We start from the raw sequence: 14,280 nt of genomic DNA on the forward strand, positions 1-14,280 counted from the left end.
CCACCAGAATCACTCGAACGATGGTTGTTCGGGTTTGACCATCAATTTACCGGCAGCAACCCAGGCATCAAAGCCGCCCGCAATCGAACTCACATTCAAGTAGCCCATGCTTTGCATGGTTTGCGCAGCAAGCGCGGCACGACCACTGGTTTTGCAATACAACACCACCTTCAGGTCGCGGCTCGACAAAGCGGGCGTGCCGCTGAGCTTGAACTCCAGTAAGCCCCGTGGCACCAACACAGCGCCCGGCAAATGGCCCGCCGCAAATTCATCGGCTTCGCGCACATCGATCAACACATCCGCTTGCTGGATGGCCGCCTCGGCTTCTTGCAGGGCAATTTCGCGGATGTCAGTTTTGGCTTGCGACACCAAGTCATGGGCTGTTTTCATGTCGGTCTTCTCCAGTTCGAAATCTGATAAATCAAGGGGCTAAATGGGCATTGAGGACTTGCAGGCTTTGCACCGACATGGCACCGGTCAAAGCATCCAGTTGCAATTGCGTGAGCAGCAAGTCAGCCTGTGCACGCAACCACGCCAGCTCGGCCTGGGCCGCATCGTTTTCGGCTTGCAGCAGTTCCAGCGTGGTGCGGTCGCCCACTTGCCGACCCAAACGGGTGGCATCGAGCCGAGCCGCACTGGCTTGCCACGATGCCTTCATGGCCGCCAAACGGGCAGGCCCGGTTTGCAAGGCCAGCCACACCGAACGGGCTTGCTGTTGCGCTTGTTGCAGAGCCAAGTCGTATTCGGCTGAGGCTTTGTCTGCCGCGCTCACCGCCTCTTGCAATTTGCCGCTGCGCCAGCCGCCTGTGTACAAAGGCACATTCAGGCTCAGGCCGAGCATCTGCTGGGTTTGGGTGTTGGAAGATGGGCCAAAATCGCCCTCCCCGCTCAGGCGGTCCCGCCCTGCAGAGGCCACAAAATCGAGCGTGATACCGCCGCTGCGCTCGTGCTTTTTAAGCTCTTGCAAGGCCACATCCCACTGGGCTTTTTGCAACAACACGCCTGTGTTGGCTTGGCGCACCTGCTCTTGAACCTGCGCCAAAGCGGGGACGGCAGTCAATGTCCATTCGGTTTTGGGCGCATGGAGATTCAGGGCATCGACGCTCAAGCGGGTGGATTCGGCCAGCACGCTGCGGGCCATTAGTACATCGCTTTCGGCGGCGAGCAACTGTGCTTGCAGGCCCGTGGCACGGGCCATGGCTTCGTGCGTATCGGTCACAGGAAAATCGCCCAGTGCAAAACGGTCTTTGACTTCGGTCAGCGAACGGCTGACGGCGGCATGCTGGTTTTTCAGCACCTGTTGCTGGCGCTCCGCCACCAGCAAGTTGAAATACCTTTGCGCAGTGAGCTGCATGAACTGCTGCTGCGCCCAATCGGCACGCAGTTCGGCCACGCTAGCAGCTTTTTGCAACTGAGCTTGCTGCGCCTGGCGCTCAGGGCTGTACAGCGCTTGCTTGGCTTGCAAAGACCAACGTGTTGAGGTGGCAGCACTGGCCGCGGTGGCAAAGCTGCCAGGCATGGCCGGCTGCCCGCCCACAGCAAACTGTGCCCCCTGCGTGCTGGTATCTGCCGACATGGCCCCCACACTGGCACTGCCCATCAGCACCGGACGCCAAAGGGCTTTGGCCTGCGCTTCATAGGCTTGCACAGATGAGCGCGTAGCCTGAACCACCTGCATCTGCGGGTCGTGCTGACGCGCCTGGTCCCAGGTTTGCAGCAAATCCAAAGCTTGCACAGAAGGGCTGGCCAGCAAGGCCGCCAGCACCCAGCCGCTCAGTGGCCGGGGTTTGAATAAGGGCGCGCTCATGTCGTGTGTACCGTCAAATCAGCTGCCAGCCTCAACACCCAGTTTGCGCAAGATGGACTCCATCAAGCACCACTTGGTCAGTGCGCTTTGCAGCAGGTTAGCGCCCACAAAAGCGGTGAAAGCCAGCCACCACGCGCTCACAAAAATGGGGCTGCCCTGCACGCCCAAAGCCAAAGACAGCAAGATGAAGGTCCCTGCGACCAACCGAACGATTTGCCAAGATTTCATGATTCAAACTCCTGTTGATGAAAAAACTCAGGCCTCGTACTTTTTCCGGTACGCGACGTAATACAAAGTCGGGATGACAACCAGCGTCAGCACCGTAGACACAAAGATGCCAAAAATCAGCGAAATAGCCAAGCCGTTGAAGATGGGGTCATCCACAATGAAAAAGGCCCCGATCATGGCCGCCAGGCCCGTGAGCATGATGGGCTGGGCGCGGGTGATGGCCGATTGCACGATGGCCCGCTTGAAATCCATGCCGGTTTGCACTTGCAAGTTGATGAAGTCCACCAACAAAATCGAGTTGCGCACGATGATGCCCGCCAGCGCGATCATGCCGATCATGCTGGTGGCTGTGTACTGCGCATTCAGCAGAGCGTGGCCCGGCATCACACCAATGATGGTCAAGGGAATAGGCGCCATGATGATCAGCGGCGTGAGGTACGACCCAAACTGTGCCACCACCAACAAATAGATCAGGATCAGACCAACGCCATAGGCTGCGCCCATGTCACGAAACGTCTCGTATGTAATCTGCCATTCGCCGTCCCACTTGATGCCGTAACCGCGCCAGGCATCGTCAGGCTGACTGATGAAATATTCTTCGACCCGCGCACCGTCGGGCCCCTGGATTTTGGCCACATCGCCGCGCATCTTGAACAAGCCGTACAAGGGGCTGTCCACCTTGCCCGCCATGTCGGCGTTGACAAAATTAACGGGCAGCATGTCCTTGTGAATGATGGGCTGCTCACGCAAGGTGTCGCTGACGGTGACCAACTCGCGCATCGCCACCACTTTGCCCGTGGCGGTTTTAACGCCCAGTTGCAACAAAGCATCCAGATCGCCATGCAGTTGCTCGGGCAACTGAATCAAGGCGGGCACCGGGTATTTGCTGCCGTCATGCAGGTAAGTGACCGATTCGCCAGCCAAACCGGCACGCAAAGTGGTCACGATGGCTTGTTGCGACACACCCAGCACAGCGGCCTTGCGGCGGTCCACCAGCAAAACCTTGCGCGGTGCATCGGCGATCGAGCTGTCGTCGATGTCCACCACGCCTTCGGTCTTTTCAAAGACCGAACGCACCGATTTGGCCACCTGACGGCGTCCCTCGGCATCAGGACCATAAATTTCAGCCACGATGGGCGACATCACAGGCGGGCCCGGCGGCACTTCGACCACCTTGACATTGGCACCGTGTTTACGGCCAATCTCTTGCAAGGCCGGACGCACACGAGTGGCGATGACATGGCTCTTGTCGCTGCGCTCGGACTTGCGCACCAAGTTGACTTGGATGTCACCCAGTTCACTGCCAGCACGCAGGTAATACTGACGCACCAAACCATTGAAATTGATGGGCGAAGCCGTACCCACGTAAGCCTGGTAGTGAGTGACCTCGGGCACCGTGGCCAAAAGGCCACCCAACTCACGCATCACGGCTGCGGTTTTCTCAAGAGGCGTGCCTGCAGGCATGTCCACCACAACCTGAAACTCCGACTTGTCGTCAAAAGGCAGCATCTTGAGCATGACCAAACCCGTCGCAGGCAGCACCAAAGACAAGGCAATCAAACCGGCAATGCCCAAGCCCAGCAACTTGCGGTTTTGACCGCCTTTTTGCGTGTCCAGCAATGGCTTGAAAATCTTTTCAAACAGGGGTTCGAGCTTGGCGCTCAGGCCAGTGTGACCGCCCCCTGAGGCGTTCTCGCCGTGTGCGTGGTCAGACGGCTTCATCCACATGCCCGACAACCAAGGCGTGATGACAAACGCAATGGCCAGCGACAGCAGCATGCCCAAGCTGGCATTGATCGGGATCGGGCTCATGTAGGGGCCCATCAGGCCACTGACAAAAGCCATAGGCAACAAAGCAGCGATCACCGTGAAGGTGGCCAAGATGGTGGGGCCACCGACTTCGTCCACCGCACCAGGAATGATTTCGCGAATGCTCTTGCCCGGATAAAGCTGCTGGTGGCGATGGATGTTCTCAACCACCACGATCGCGTCGTCGACCAAAATGCCAATGGAAAAAATCAAGGCAAACAGCGACACGCGGTTGAGCGTAAAGCCCCAGGCCCAAGACGCGAACAAGGTCGCTGTCAGCGTCAAAATCACGGCCACACCGACGATGGCGGCTTCGCGGCGACCCAGCGCCATGAACACCAAGGCCACCACAGACGCCGTGGCGAACAGCAGTTTTTGGATCAACTTTTTCGCTTTGTCGTTGGCGGTCTCGCCGTAATTACGGGTCTCCACTACGACAACGTCGTCAGGGATCACTGTGTCCCGCAGTTTCTCGACACGGGTTTTCACGCCATTCGCCACATCGATGGCGTTTTCACCCGATTTTTTGGTGATCGACAGCGTCACGGCCGCAAATTCCTCACCGCCATTTTTGACGTTGTTGCCGTGCCAAACGTATCGCTCCGCGGGCATCGGGCCATCTTTCACAGTGGCCACATCTTTCAGGAACACTGGCTTGCCCTGCACCACCTGCACCACCAAATCGGCCACTTCACTGGCCTGCGTCAAATGGGGTCCAGCCTCGATGGCCACGCTTTGGTTACCACCCAACAATTCACCCACGGGCAAGCCCAAGTTGGCAGATTGCAGGGCCATGCGCACATCGTGCACAGTGACACCAGAGCCATTCATGCGCTGCGGGTCGATTTGCACCAGCGCCGCGCGGTGCGGACCACCGAGGGTGACCACATCCCGGGTGCCTGGCACGCGCTTGATATCGGCCTCGATGCTGTGCGCCACACGCTCCAACTCAAAAGCGCTGACCTCTGGCGTACGGCCATGCAAGGTGAGTGACACGATCGGCACGTCGTCGATGCCCTTGGGCTTGATCAGGGGTTCGGGCAGGCCCAGGTTACGAGGCAACCAATCGGCGTTTTCGCGGATTGTGTCGTGCAACTTGACCAGCGCCTCGGTGCGCGGCACGCCCACCTTGAACTGCACTGTCATGACGGCCACGCCAGGGCGAGAGACCGAATAAACATGCTCAACACCGGCAATCTTGGACAGCACCTGCTCTGCCGGAATCGCCACCATTTGCTCCACATCGCGCACCGAGGCGCCGGGAAAGGGCGCGATCACATTGGCCATGGTCACATTGATTTGCGGCTCTTCCTCGCGGGGCGTCACCATCACGGCAAACACACCCAGCAAAAATGCCACCAGCGCCAAGAGAGGCGTGATCTGTGCGCTTTGGAAAGCTGCCGAGATGCGACCCGACACACCCATTTTTTGCTCGCTCATGGGGTCACTTTCCGGTTTTTTGGCCGAGGGTGGCGGGCTCTGTCACGACGTTCTCACCATCGCTCACACCCGCCAAAATTTCAACAGTCTGGCCTGCTGTGCGGCCCAAGCGAACCTGCCGCAAACGCGGCTTGCCTTGGGCATCTATCACGTATACGCCGGTCATCTCGGCACGGCGCACGATGGCGGTCAGAGGCAAAAACACACGCCCCTCTCGGGCTTCACCCGAGGTGTTGGCAGCAGGCACCCAGACTCGGGCAAACATGCCGGGCACCAAGCCCTCAGTGCCTGCAGGCAAAGCCACACGCAGCTGCGCAGTGTGTGTCACGGGGTCCACGGCGGGCAGCAACTGCACGCTGGCTGCGACCGCACTTTTGTGGCCAGCAATGTCATATCGCACCGCCTTCAACTGGGCACGCACGCCATCGATCATTGACTGTGGCACGGCCGCGCTCACGCGCAAAGCCGAAGGATCGTGCAAGGTCACCAGTGGACGGCCTGGCATGGCCATGTCACCCAAGGTAACGGTCACATCGGACACCACACCATTGAACGGGGCACGCACGCTGAAAAACCCGGTCTGGGTTTGGGCTGCTCGGGTTTGCGCTTGCTGAGCTTGCACCTGGGCCTGGGCAGCTTCGAACTGGGCTTGGGTGCGATCAAGTGCGCCCTGGCTGATGTATTGCTTTTGAAATAGTTGCTTCTGACGGTCGAGCTCTTTGCTGACCGCGCGCAAGTTAGCCTGTGCGGCTTCGAGTTGGGCGGTGCTGCCCACCACGTTTTGCTGGGCTGCACTGGCATCGATGCGCAGCAGTTCCTGCCCAGCACGCACCTGTTCACCGGCCTTGACGTTCAATATGACGATGGCCCCAGCCACTTGGCTCGACAAAGTCGCCTGGCGCACCGCCTCGACCACAGCGTCAAGGCTCAGCTCTTGCGTACTTGATGCGCTGGCTTTGGCCGCCACGCTTTTGACCCCTGCTGTGTCGTCTGCGGCCCAAACGGGGGCCGTTGGCAAGCCTGAGAATGCCATGGCCGCAGCCAAAATCAAGCGTCTGTTCATCGGTGCATCTCCATCAAACCGTTGTATTTACAAATTTAGTTGTTTGCGTACATACGCAATGATACAATCAAATTCGATAGCCGGTCAAACATTTTGCGACAGACGGCATCCCTAGAATGTGTAGTGGAGCACCCATGAAAGATTTGCCGGCCAAAGCACTTGAACAGATTGCAGCCTATTTCCAGGCGCTGTCGGAGCCCACACGTCTGCAAATTCTTAACCTGCTGCGCGACACCGAGCACAACGTGGGCGAATTGGCCCAGTTGTCGGGTTATTCGGCTGCCAACGTCTCACGCCACTTGTCTTATCTGGCGCAACACGGCATCGTGGCACGCGAAAGCCGAGGCACGAGCGTGTTTTACAAAGTGACCGACCCTTCGATTTACGCCTTGTGCGACCTGGTCTGCACCAACATTGCCCGGCAGTACCAACAGACATCCAGTGACCGGGCTTTGTTCAACTGAAACGCCGCGGACATCGCAAAAAGCTATCATGATGCCGCATTGGCCCTACCCTCTGTTCAGGGGCCCATCAGGAGACCTGCATGAGTCGCATCGTGAACGCTGAAAAAAAGAAAAACCTGTGTGCCCGCCTGGCCCGAATTGAAGGTCAGCTGCGCGGTTTGCAAAAGCTGATCGAGGCCGATGCGGATTGCGAAAAAATTGCCCAGCAAATGGCTGCAGCCCGCAAAGCGCTCGACAAATCCTTTTTCTCCATGGTCGGTTGCATGATCGAACAAGGCGACCAGTCACCCGAGCATGTGGCGGAAATGCTGACCAAATTCGCCTGAGACCCCGCGCTTCTGAATGTCTCAGGACTTCAGCAGCAGCCCATCGGCATCGAGCACACGCACCTGAATCGGGATGCCCTGACCCACACTTTGGGTGACCGTGCAAAAGCCCTCGAACTGGCCCAGCACACGCTCCAGCTGCTCCAGCTTGGCGGCGCTCACCCCCAAGTGCAAAGTGGCTACCATCTCCAGCACGCGCATGCGGCCTTCGGCATTTCGGCCCACCTGGGCTTGCACTTGGCAGCGAAGAGGTTCGGGTTCTTGCTTGAATTTGCGCAGGGCAAACAGCAGCGAATCGCTCAGGCAATTGCCCACCGACGCACACAACAACTGCACGGGCGAGGGGCCTTGGCCTGTCCCCAAAGGCGCGGGCTCGTCGCTGGTCAATACGGGCATGCTGTCGTCAAAGCGAATGTCAAAACGGTAATCTTGTTGTTGGGTCAATGTGACCGTGATCAGTTTTTCGGTCATGGCTCAGGCGTGCCCTGCTTGCAGGTCATCCCACGCCTTGACGGCTTCAGCCGCGTACATCAAGGCGGGGCCGCCGCCCATGTAGACGCACACAGCCAGCATTTCTTCGAGCTCGGCCCGGGTGGCCCCCAGCTTGATCAAGGCTTTGACGTGAAACCCGATGCAACCCGAGCAGCGCTGTGTGACCCCAATGGCCAGCGCCATCAGCTCTTTGTGCTTGGTGCTGAGCGCGCCCTCGGTCATGGCCGCCTGAGCCAGCTGGCCAAAGGCCTTCATGACATCCGGCTGGCTTTTGCGAAACGGAACCAGGCATTCGTTGATGTCTTGCATCAGGCCGGGATGGTCAAAAGTGCTCATGGGCTTCACCTTTCATGTCGTGGCTACAAACTGAACGCCGTAAAGGCAAGCTTTTGCGCGTGCCCCAAGGCTTATATATAAGTATCAGTCTATATCTACAGGGTGCACCTGGACTTGCCTTAGATCAAGGCATTCACAGGAACAGCTCGCCCTTGACCAGCCCAGATGATGGGCTGGGTTTTCGCACTCAGGGCTTGCTTGGAGCCAGAGAATCTTGCGGCTTGACCATGGGCCAGCCCCGCTTGGCCCACTCGCTCATGCCGCCATTCACATAGCGAATGTTGGTGAAGCCCTGGTCTTTCAAAGCCTCGGTCACGGCCCGCGAACGATTTTGGGTATTGCAGATGAGCAAGACCGGCTGATCGGCTCGTTTAGGGATTTCGGCCACACGTTGCGCCACCTGACTCATGGGCAGCAAGACCACGCCTTGCGCCACGCCCGTGGCGTGCTCTTGCGGCTCGCGAATGTCGATCATCAACACCTTGCCCGCCTCATGCTCGGCACGGGCTTGCTCCAGCGATACATTCGGCAGCGCCGCTTCGGGGCCGCAAGCTTGCAGGGCGAGCGCGGCGGCCATCAGAAATACGAGGGGGAAAAATCGAGACAGCATGATGGCAACATTCCAAAAAGTTTATAAGTCACGGCAAATATACTCAATTGATGACAAACCTGACTCAACCTTCTGAAAACACTTTTAAATGAGCACTTTTCAAAATCCTCGACACACATGGAATCAACGCTTTGCGGCCGCGCACTATGTATTTGGCGAAGCACCCAATGCGTATTTGCAAACTCAAGCTGCCCACTTGGTAACGGGCACCGCGCTGGCCGTGGCCGATGGCGAAGGCCGCAACGGCGTTTGGCTAGCCCAGCAAGGCTTGCAAGTTGATGCGTTTGATTTTTCCGAAAATGCGATTCGCAAGGCGAAGGCCATGGCCAGCGGCCGACATGTGAACGTGAATTTTGTCTGCAGCGACTGGCAGTCATTTGACTGGAAGCCCGCTCATTACGACAACGTCGTGGGCATCTTTTTCCAATTCGCAACGGCCGAGGAGCGGACCCAGTTGTTCGCCCGCTTGGACGCGAGCCTTAAGCCTGGCGGCACCTTGATCATTCAGGGCTACACCCCGAGTCAACTGAACTACAACACGGGCGGCCCCGGCAAGCTGGACCATCTGTACGACGAAGCCCTGATGCAGGATGCTTTTGGGCACCTGGAAATTCTGGACCTTCGCACCTACGACGCCGAAATCACTGAGGGCACAGGACACAAAGGCATGTCAGGTCTGCTGGGATTAACAGCCCGCAAAGCCATTGACTGAGCTGAGAGCTAAGCCTGCTTTTGCTTAGCGTCTTCAAGACTTTGGGCGTTTACAAGTTGCTTCAAACTGATGCTTTGAAGATCCTGCATCATTTTCTGATTCAGTTGCAGCCACAAACGATCGCTGACCGAAGAAGCCTCACCAACTTGCAAGAAGGCATCCATTGGTTCCATGGCCAACACGATATCGGCAACACTGATCTGCTCAGCCTCCATGGCCAAGCTGTAACCACCACCAGGGCCAATGGTGCTATCCACCAGATGAGATTGACGAAGCTTGCTGAAAATTTGCTCTAACCGTGTCTTGGTGATGTTGTGACGGGACTGAATGGCAACCAAAGACACAGGGCCTTCGCATTCACGAAGCGCTACCTCAACCAAGGCTGTCACAGCCAGTTGGCTGCGCTTGCTCATTCGCATAAAAAACCTTTTACCCCTTGAGCCGTTAAGCCTTGTGAATCCTCAAGCTGCGCGAACGGTAACGAAGCGCTGAGCTGCCACAGCTTCATTTCGCACGACATCAGTAAACCCCCGACTGTCTGCACATGAATGATGCCTTTGTGTCTGCTGCATTGGTGAACATGAAAAAAAGGGGGCTCCGGTGAAAGAGCCCCCCAATCAGGGTATGAGTACCAAACACACCCCATAACTCAAACTATATAAGAGTTTACTTAATTAATTTTGGCTCACTTCATTTAGCGTACCGCGTCGCCATCAAATCCAAGCTGACGGGCTTGATCTTGCTGGCGTGTCCAGCGCAACCAAACGCTTCGAAACGTGCTTTGACAATGCCTGCTGCGGCTTTTTTGGCCGCAGTCAGCGCTTTGCGCGGATCAAACTCCGAAGCTTGTTGAGCGAACAACTGGCGCATGGCCCCCGTCATGGCCAAACGAATATCGGTGTCGATGTTGACCTTGCGCACACCACTTTGGATGCCGCGCACAATCTCTTCAACGGGCACGCCATAAGTTTCTTTGATATCGCCACCGTATTGGCGAATGATTTGCAACCACTCTTGTGGCACGCTGGAGCTGCCATGCATCACCAAGTGGGTGTCAGGAATTGCTGCATGGATGGCGGCAATGCGGTCCATGGCCAGGATGTCACCTGTTGGCGGACGGGTGAATTTATAAGCACCATGGCTTGTACCGATGGCAATGGCCAAAGCATCCACACCGGTTTTCGCCACAAAGTCTTTGGCTTGGATCGGGTCGGTCAGCATCTGCTCATGGCTGAGTTTGCCCTCAGCCCCCACGCCATCTTCTTCACCGGCTTCGCCCGTCTCCAACGAACCCAAGCAGCCCAGCTCGCCTTCAACCGACACCCCCACGGCATGCGCCATGTCGCACACTTTTTGGGTCACCTCCACGTTGTACGCATAGCTTGCCGGGGTTTTGGCATCGGCCATGAGTGAGCCGTCCATCATCACGCTGGAAAAACCCGAACGGATGGACTGTTGGCACTGTGCGGGCGTCGCACCGTGATCTTGGTGCAACACCACGGGTATGTCGGGGTGTGTCTCGATCGCAGCCAGCACCAGATGCCGCAAGTACGCCTCGCCCGCGTACTTTCGAGCCCCGGCAGAAGCTTGCAAGATGACCGGGCTGTCGGTGGCCTGTGCGGCCTCCATGATGGCCTGGACCTGCTCCAGGTTGTTGACGTTAAATGCGGGGATGCCGTAGCCAAATTCGGCTGCGTGATCGAGGACTTGACGCAATGAAACCAATGCCATAAGGGTGTTCCTGAAAAAATAAATGTCGAAGAATGATGTTCAATCTGCCGCAGCGCGCTTGGCCAAGATCTCAAATGCGGGCAAGGTCTTGCCTTCGAGGATTTCGAGGAACGCGCCGCCACCTGTCGAGATGTAGCCCACCTGCTTTTCAATGCCATATTTGGCAATCGCCGCCAAGGTGTCACCACCGCCTGCGNGGCAAGGTCTTGCCTTCGAGGATTTCGAGGAACGCGCCGCCACCTGTCGAGATGTAGCCCACCTGCTTTTCAATGCCATATTTGGCAATCGCCGCCAAGGTGTCACCACCGCCTGCGATGCTGAACGCGCTGGACTCGGCAATCGCCTGCGCAATCACCTTGGTGCCGTTTTCAAAGGCCGCAAACTCAAACACGCCCACCGGCCCGTTCCACACAATCGTGCCCGCCTGCTTGAGCTGCGCCGCCAGCTTGGCCGCCGTCTCGGGGCCGATGTCCAAAATCAGGTCGTCATCAGCCACCTCGGTGGCTTTTTTCACCGTGGCCACCGCATCCGCCGCAAAGGTCTTGGCCACCACCACATCGGTTGGGATCGGCACTTCGGCCCCACGGGCTTTCATGGCCTCGATCACCGCCTTGGCTTCGTCCACCAAGTCGGCTTCGGCCAAGCTCTTGCCGATCTTCAGACCCGCCGCCAGCATGAAGGTGTTGGCAATGCCGCCACCCACAATCAGTTGGTCCACGTTTTGCGACAGGCTTTTGAGGATGGTCAGCTTGGTGCTGACTTTGCTGCCCGCCACAATGGCCGCCAGCGGGCGCTTCGGCTTGGCCAGGGCTTTGCCGATGGCGTCGATTTCGGCGGCCAACAAGGGGCCAGCGCAAGCGATGGGCGCAAACTGCGCAATGCCGTAGGTGGTGCCTTCGGCGCGGTGGGCCGCCACAATGGCCGCCAGCGGGCGCTTCGGCTTGGCCAGGGCTTTGCCGATGGCGTCGATTTCGGCGGCCAACAAGGGGCCAGCGCAAGCGATGGGCGCAAACTGCGCAATGCCGTAGGTGGTGCCTTCGGCGCGGTGGGCGGTGCCAAAAGCGTCGTTCACGTAGATGTCGCACAGCGCGGCCATCTTGCGGGCCAGCGCTTCGTTGTTTTTCTTCTCGCCCTTGTTAACGCGGCAGTTCTCGAGCAGCACGACCTGGCCGGGGGCCACCGTCACGCCATCGACCCAATCGGCCACCAGCGGCACATCACGGCCAAGCAACTGAGCCAGACGCTTGGCCACCGGGGCCAACGAGTCTTCGGGCTTGAACTCGCCTTCGGTAGGGCGACCCAAGTGGCTGGTCACCATGACGGCCGCACCAGCGGCCAGCGCCATCTGGATGCAGGGCACGCTGGCCCGCACACGCGTGTCTTCGGTGATGCTGCCGTCGTCGGCCTGCGGCACGTTCAGGTCGGCACGGATGAAAACGCGACGGTTTTCAGCAAAGCCGCTTTTTACGACATCGGATAAACGCAAGACTTTCATCGCGCACCCCCAGCAGCACCAGACACCACACGGGCCATCTCAAGGCACTTGTTTGAATAACCCCATTCGTTGTCATACCAAGCCATCAGCTTCACAAAGGTGCTGTCGAGTGCCATACCGGCTTCGGCATCGAAAACGGAGGTACATACCTCGCCCCGAAAATCAGTGGACACCACTTTGGCTTCGGTGTAACCCAATACGCGCTGAAGCGCGCCCTGACTTTGGGCCTTCATCTCTGCGCAAATCTCGGCGTAAGTGGCCGGTGTAGCCAACTCCACCGTCAAATCAACCAGCGACACATCGCTGGTAGGCACACGCACCGACACGCCCGTCAGCTTGCCCTTGATCTCAGGAATCACCACCCCAACAGCCTTGGCCGCACCAGTACTACTGGGGATGATATTTTCCAAGATACCGCGACCACCCCGCCAGTCCTTGTTGCTCGGGCCATCAACCGTTTTTTGGGTGGCGGTGGCAGCGTGCACGGTGGTCATTAATCCCCGCTTGATGCCCCATTTGTCGTTCAAAACTTTGGCCAAAGGGGCCAATGCGTTGGTGGTGCAACTGGCATTGCTGACGATGGTTTGACCGGCATAGGTCGCATGGTTCACACCGAACACAAACATAGGCGTGTCGTCTTTAGACGGAGCCGAAATGACCACCTTCTTAGCCCCTGCAGCCAGGTGCTTGCCCGCACCTTCTTTGTCTAAAAAGAGGCCAGTAGCTTCTATTACAACCTCAGCCCCCACTTCGCTCCATTGAAGGTGGGCAGGATCACGCTCTTGCGTCAGGCGAATTTTGTGACCGTTGACAATCAGGGTACTGCCCTCAACAGACACCGTGCCTTCAAAGCGACCGTGCACGCTGTCGTACTGCAACATATATGCCAAATACTCAGGCTCAAGCAGGTCGTTGATGGCAACGATCTCGACATCTTGAAAATTTTGCACCGCAGCGCGAAACACCATGCGGCCGATACGGCCAAAGCCATTGATGCCAATTTTTATAGTCATGTCAGTCACTTTCATTTTGAAAACATTGCATTTAAGAAGTCTGCGCACCACGGCTATCACGGGTGCAGCGAGAAAAAAATCACAGCAGTGCAGAAAAATCGTCGATCACACGATCAGGGGCGCAAGCGTGTACCGACTCGCCCATGTTGTAACCATAGGGCAGAAGCCAAACCGGCACGCCCGCATTGCGTGCGGTGGCTGCATCAATCGAAGAGTCACCAACAAACAAGGCTTGCGAGGCCTTCAAGTCCCAGCGACTCAAACAGTCGACCACGCTGGTGGGATCAGGTTTTTTCACCGGAAAGCTGTCACCACTGACCACCACATCAAAGGCCTCTAGCAGCCCGTGTACACGGAGCACCGTATCGGTGTAGCGGCCTTCCTTGTTGGTAACCACGGCCAGCTTGCAACCGCGTGCACGCAAAACCGCCAAAACTTCACGCACATTCGGGTACAGGTGGCTTCGTGTGCCGCAACGGGCCTGGTAGTAGCGGTCAAAAATTGGCAGTGCTTGCTTGAGGTCTGGGCCTGTGCGCACCGATGCCACAGGAGTGTGGGTGACACTGGCCAAGGCCTGAATCAAAAGTTCTTTAGTGCCATGGCCAATCCAGTCGTTCACTTGCTGCTGCGAGACCTTGGGCCAATCAAAGTAGCACAAGGTGTCGTTTACCGCATCGGCAATTTCTGGGGCAGTTTCGACCAAGGTGCCGTCGAGGTCAAAAAAATAGGCTTGCTTGTCTGCAGTCATGTGTGC

17 protein-coding genes are annotated in these 14,280 nt (G+C 57.7%); 3 read left to right on the plus strand and 14 right to left on the minus strand.

The window, feature by feature from the left end; translation table 11 throughout:
• Positions 1-9 precede the first annotated feature (9 nt).
• From BN3544_RS06435 to BN3544_RS06455, 5 genes are read right to left on the minus strand one after another with little or no spacing between them, the layout of a single operon-like run.
• A complete protein-coding gene (locus BN3544_RS06435; RefSeq protein ID WP_019430139.1) occupies positions 10-390 on the minus strand; it encodes a rhodanese-like domain-containing protein in 381 nt (126 codons plus the stop codon).
• 31 nt (positions 391-421) lie between these two features.
• The gene (locus BN3544_RS06440) at positions 422-1,807 is read right to left on the minus strand and encodes a TolC family protein (protein WP_019430140.1); all 1,386 of its coding nucleotides are present in this window, start codon (positions 1,805-1,807) and stop codon (positions 422-424) included.
• Between the two features lie 18 nt (positions 1,808-1,825).
• Entirely contained in the window at positions 1,826-2,035 is a 210-nt protein-coding gene (locus tag BN3544_RS06445; protein WP_019430141.1) for a YgaP family membrane protein, read from the minus strand.
• 27 nt (positions 2,036-2,062) lie between these two features.
• Complete coding sequence (locus BN3544_RS06450; protein ID WP_019430142.1) at positions 2,063-5,284, minus strand: efflux RND transporter permease subunit; 3,222 nt, start codon at positions 5,282-5,284, stop codon at positions 2,063-2,065.
• A 4-nt stretch (positions 5,285-5,288) separates the two neighbouring features.
• Complete coding sequence (locus BN3544_RS06455; RefSeq protein ID WP_019430143.1) at positions 5,289-6,347, minus strand: efflux RND transporter periplasmic adaptor subunit; 1,059 nt, start codon at positions 6,345-6,347, stop codon at positions 5,289-5,291.
• Positions 6,348-6,481: 134 nt separating this feature from the next.
• Between BN3544_RS06455 and BN3544_RS06460 the strand changes: the two genes are divergently transcribed.
• Together BN3544_RS06460 and BN3544_RS06465 are read left to right on the plus strand one after the other, a co-directional pair.
• Positions 6,482-6,811, plus strand: coding sequence for an ArsR/SmtB family transcription factor (locus BN3544_RS06460; protein WP_019430144.1), 330 nt, complete (start codon positions 6,482-6,484; stop codon positions 6,809-6,811).
• An 80-nt stretch (positions 6,812-6,891) separates the two neighbouring features.
• Positions 6,892-7,137, plus strand: a complete 246-nt coding sequence (locus BN3544_RS06465; RefSeq protein WP_019430145.1) for a metal-sensitive transcriptional regulator — start codon at positions 6,892-6,894, stop codon at positions 7,135-7,137.
• A 21-nt stretch (positions 7,138-7,158) separates the two neighbouring features.
• Here BN3544_RS06465 and BN3544_RS06470 read toward each other — a convergent pair whose 3' ends face one another.
• The 3 genes from BN3544_RS06470 to BN3544_RS06480 all read right to left on the minus strand — a co-directional run bounded on the left by BN3544_RS06470 (position 7,159) and on the right by BN3544_RS06480 (position 8,542).
• Positions 7,159-7,608, minus strand: coding sequence for an OsmC family protein (locus BN3544_RS06470; RefSeq protein WP_019430146.1), 450 nt, complete (start codon positions 7,606-7,608; stop codon positions 7,159-7,161).
• 3 nt (positions 7,609-7,611) lie between these two features.
• On the minus strand, positions 7,612-7,965 hold the full coding sequence (locus tag BN3544_RS06475; protein ID WP_019430147.1) for a carboxymuconolactone decarboxylase family protein: 354 nt from the start codon (positions 7,963-7,965) through the stop codon (positions 7,612-7,614).
• 187 nt (positions 7,966-8,152) lie between these two features.
• Positions 8,153-8,542, minus strand: coding sequence for a rhodanese-like domain-containing protein (locus BN3544_RS06480; RefSeq protein WP_019430148.1), 390 nt, complete (start codon positions 8,540-8,542; stop codon positions 8,153-8,155).
• A 121-nt stretch (positions 8,543-8,663) separates the two neighbouring features.
• Here BN3544_RS06480 and BN3544_RS06485 point away from each other — a divergent pair, with 121 nt between their 5' ends.
• Positions 8,664-9,287: a class I SAM-dependent methyltransferase gene (locus BN3544_RS06485; protein WP_019430149.1), complete on the plus strand. Its 624-nt coding sequence runs from the start codon at positions 8,664-8,666 to the stop codon at positions 9,285-9,287.
• Positions 9,288-9,295: 8 nt separating this feature from the next.
• Here BN3544_RS06485 and BN3544_RS06490 read toward each other — a convergent pair whose 3' ends face one another.
• From BN3544_RS06490 to BN3544_RS06510, 6 genes are all read right to left on the minus strand, one after another.
• Positions 9,296-9,700: an RrF2 family transcriptional regulator gene (locus BN3544_RS06490; protein WP_019430150.1), complete on the minus strand. Its 405-nt coding sequence runs from the start codon at positions 9,698-9,700 to the stop codon at positions 9,296-9,298.
• A 277-nt stretch (positions 9,701-9,977) separates the two neighbouring features.
• Positions 9,978-11,018: a class II fructose-bisphosphate aldolase gene (gene fba, locus BN3544_RS06495; protein WP_019430151.1), complete on the minus strand. Its 1,041-nt coding sequence runs from the start codon at positions 11,016-11,018 to the stop codon at positions 9,978-9,980.
• A 39-nt stretch (positions 11,019-11,057) separates the two neighbouring features.
• Positions 11,058-11,294 (minus strand): phosphoglycerate kinase, encoded by a 237-nt coding sequence (pgk, locus tag BN3544_RS14085; RefSeq protein ID WP_082688196.1) that lies wholly within the window; start codon positions 11,292-11,294, stop codon positions 11,058-11,060.
• Positions 11,200-12,513: a phosphoglycerate kinase gene (locus BN3544_RS06500; RefSeq protein ID WP_059355984.1), complete on the minus strand. Its 1,314-nt coding sequence runs from the start codon at positions 12,511-12,513 to the stop codon at positions 11,200-11,202. The genes pgk and BN3544_RS06500 overlap by 95 nt, the downstream gene beginning before the upstream one ends.
• Positions 12,510-13,526 (minus strand): type I glyceraldehyde-3-phosphate dehydrogenase, encoded by a 1,017-nt coding sequence (gene gap, locus BN3544_RS06505; protein WP_026036608.1) that lies wholly within the window; start codon positions 13,524-13,526, stop codon positions 12,510-12,512. Before gap ends, BN3544_RS06500 begins: the two co-directional genes overlap by 4 nt.
• Before the next feature lie 79 nt (positions 13,527-13,605).
• On the minus strand, positions 13,606-14,274 hold the full coding sequence (locus BN3544_RS06510; protein ID WP_019429720.1) for an HAD-IA family hydrolase: 669 nt from the start codon (positions 14,272-14,274) through the stop codon (positions 13,606-13,608).
• Positions 14,275-14,280 lie beyond the last annotated feature (6 nt).

Source organism: Limnohabitans sp. Rim47 (assembly GCF_001517545.1).
In the GTDB taxonomy this organism is placed as follows: domain Bacteria; phylum Pseudomonadota; class Gammaproteobacteria; order Burkholderiales; family Burkholderiaceae_C; genus Limnohabitans_A.

What these genes read in the sequence shown, in the direction of transcription:
- BN3544_RS06435 (WP_019430139.1), bottom strand. Translation starts at nt 390, where the DNA reads ATGAAAACAGCCCATGACTTGGTGTCGCAAGCCAAAACTGACATCCGC.
- BN3544_RS06440 (WP_019430140.1), bottom strand. Translation starts at nt 1,807, where the DNA reads ATGAGCGCGCCCTTATTCAAACCCCGGCCACTGAGCGGCTGGGTGCTG.
- BN3544_RS06445 (WP_019430141.1), bottom strand. Translation starts at nt 2,035, where the DNA reads ATGAAATCTTGGCAAATCGTTCGGTTGGTCGCAGGGACCTTCATCTTG.
- BN3544_RS06450 (WP_019430142.1), bottom strand. Translation starts at nt 5,284, where the DNA reads ATGAGCGAGCAAAAAATGGGTGTGTCGGGTCGCATCTCGGCAGCTTTC.
- BN3544_RS06455 (WP_019430143.1), bottom strand. Translation starts at nt 6,347, where the DNA reads ATGAACAGACGCTTGATTTTGGCTGCGGCCATGGCATTCTCAGGCTTG.
- BN3544_RS06460 (WP_019430144.1), top strand. Translation starts at nt 6,482, where the DNA reads ATGAAAGATTTGCCGGCCAAAGCACTTGAACAGATTGCAGCCTATTTC.
- BN3544_RS06465 (WP_019430145.1), top strand. Translation starts at nt 6,892, where the DNA reads ATGAGTCGCATCGTGAACGCTGAAAAAAAGAAAAACCTGTGTGCCCGC.
- BN3544_RS06470 (WP_019430146.1), bottom strand. Translation starts at nt 7,608, where the DNA reads ATGACCGAAAAACTGATCACGGTCACATTGACCCAACAACAAGATTAC.
- BN3544_RS06475 (WP_019430147.1), bottom strand. Translation starts at nt 7,965, where the DNA reads ATGAGCACTTTTGACCATCCCGGCCTGATGCAAGACATCAACGAATGC.
- BN3544_RS06480 (WP_019430148.1), bottom strand. Translation starts at nt 8,542, where the DNA reads ATGGCCGCCGCGCTCGCCCTGCAAGCTTGCGGCCCCGAAGCGGCGCTG.
- BN3544_RS06485 (WP_019430149.1), top strand. Translation starts at nt 8,664, where the DNA reads ATGAGCACTTTTCAAAATCCTCGACACACATGGAATCAACGCTTTGCG.
- BN3544_RS06490 (WP_019430150.1), bottom strand. Translation starts at nt 9,700, where the DNA reads ATGAGCAAGCGCAGCCAACTGGCTGTGACAGCCTTGGTTGAGGTAGCG.
- fba (WP_019430151.1), bottom strand. Translation starts at nt 11,018, where the DNA reads ATGGCATTGGTTTCATTGCGTCAAGTCCTCGATCACGCAGCCGAATTT.
- gap (WP_026036608.1), bottom strand. Translation starts at nt 13,526, where the DNA reads ATGACTATAAAAATTGGCATCAATGGCTTTGGCCGTATCGGCCGCATG.
- BN3544_RS06510 (WP_019429720.1), bottom strand. Translation starts at nt 14,274, where the DNA reads ATGACTGCAGACAAGCAAGCCTATTTTTTTGACCTCGACGGCACCTTG.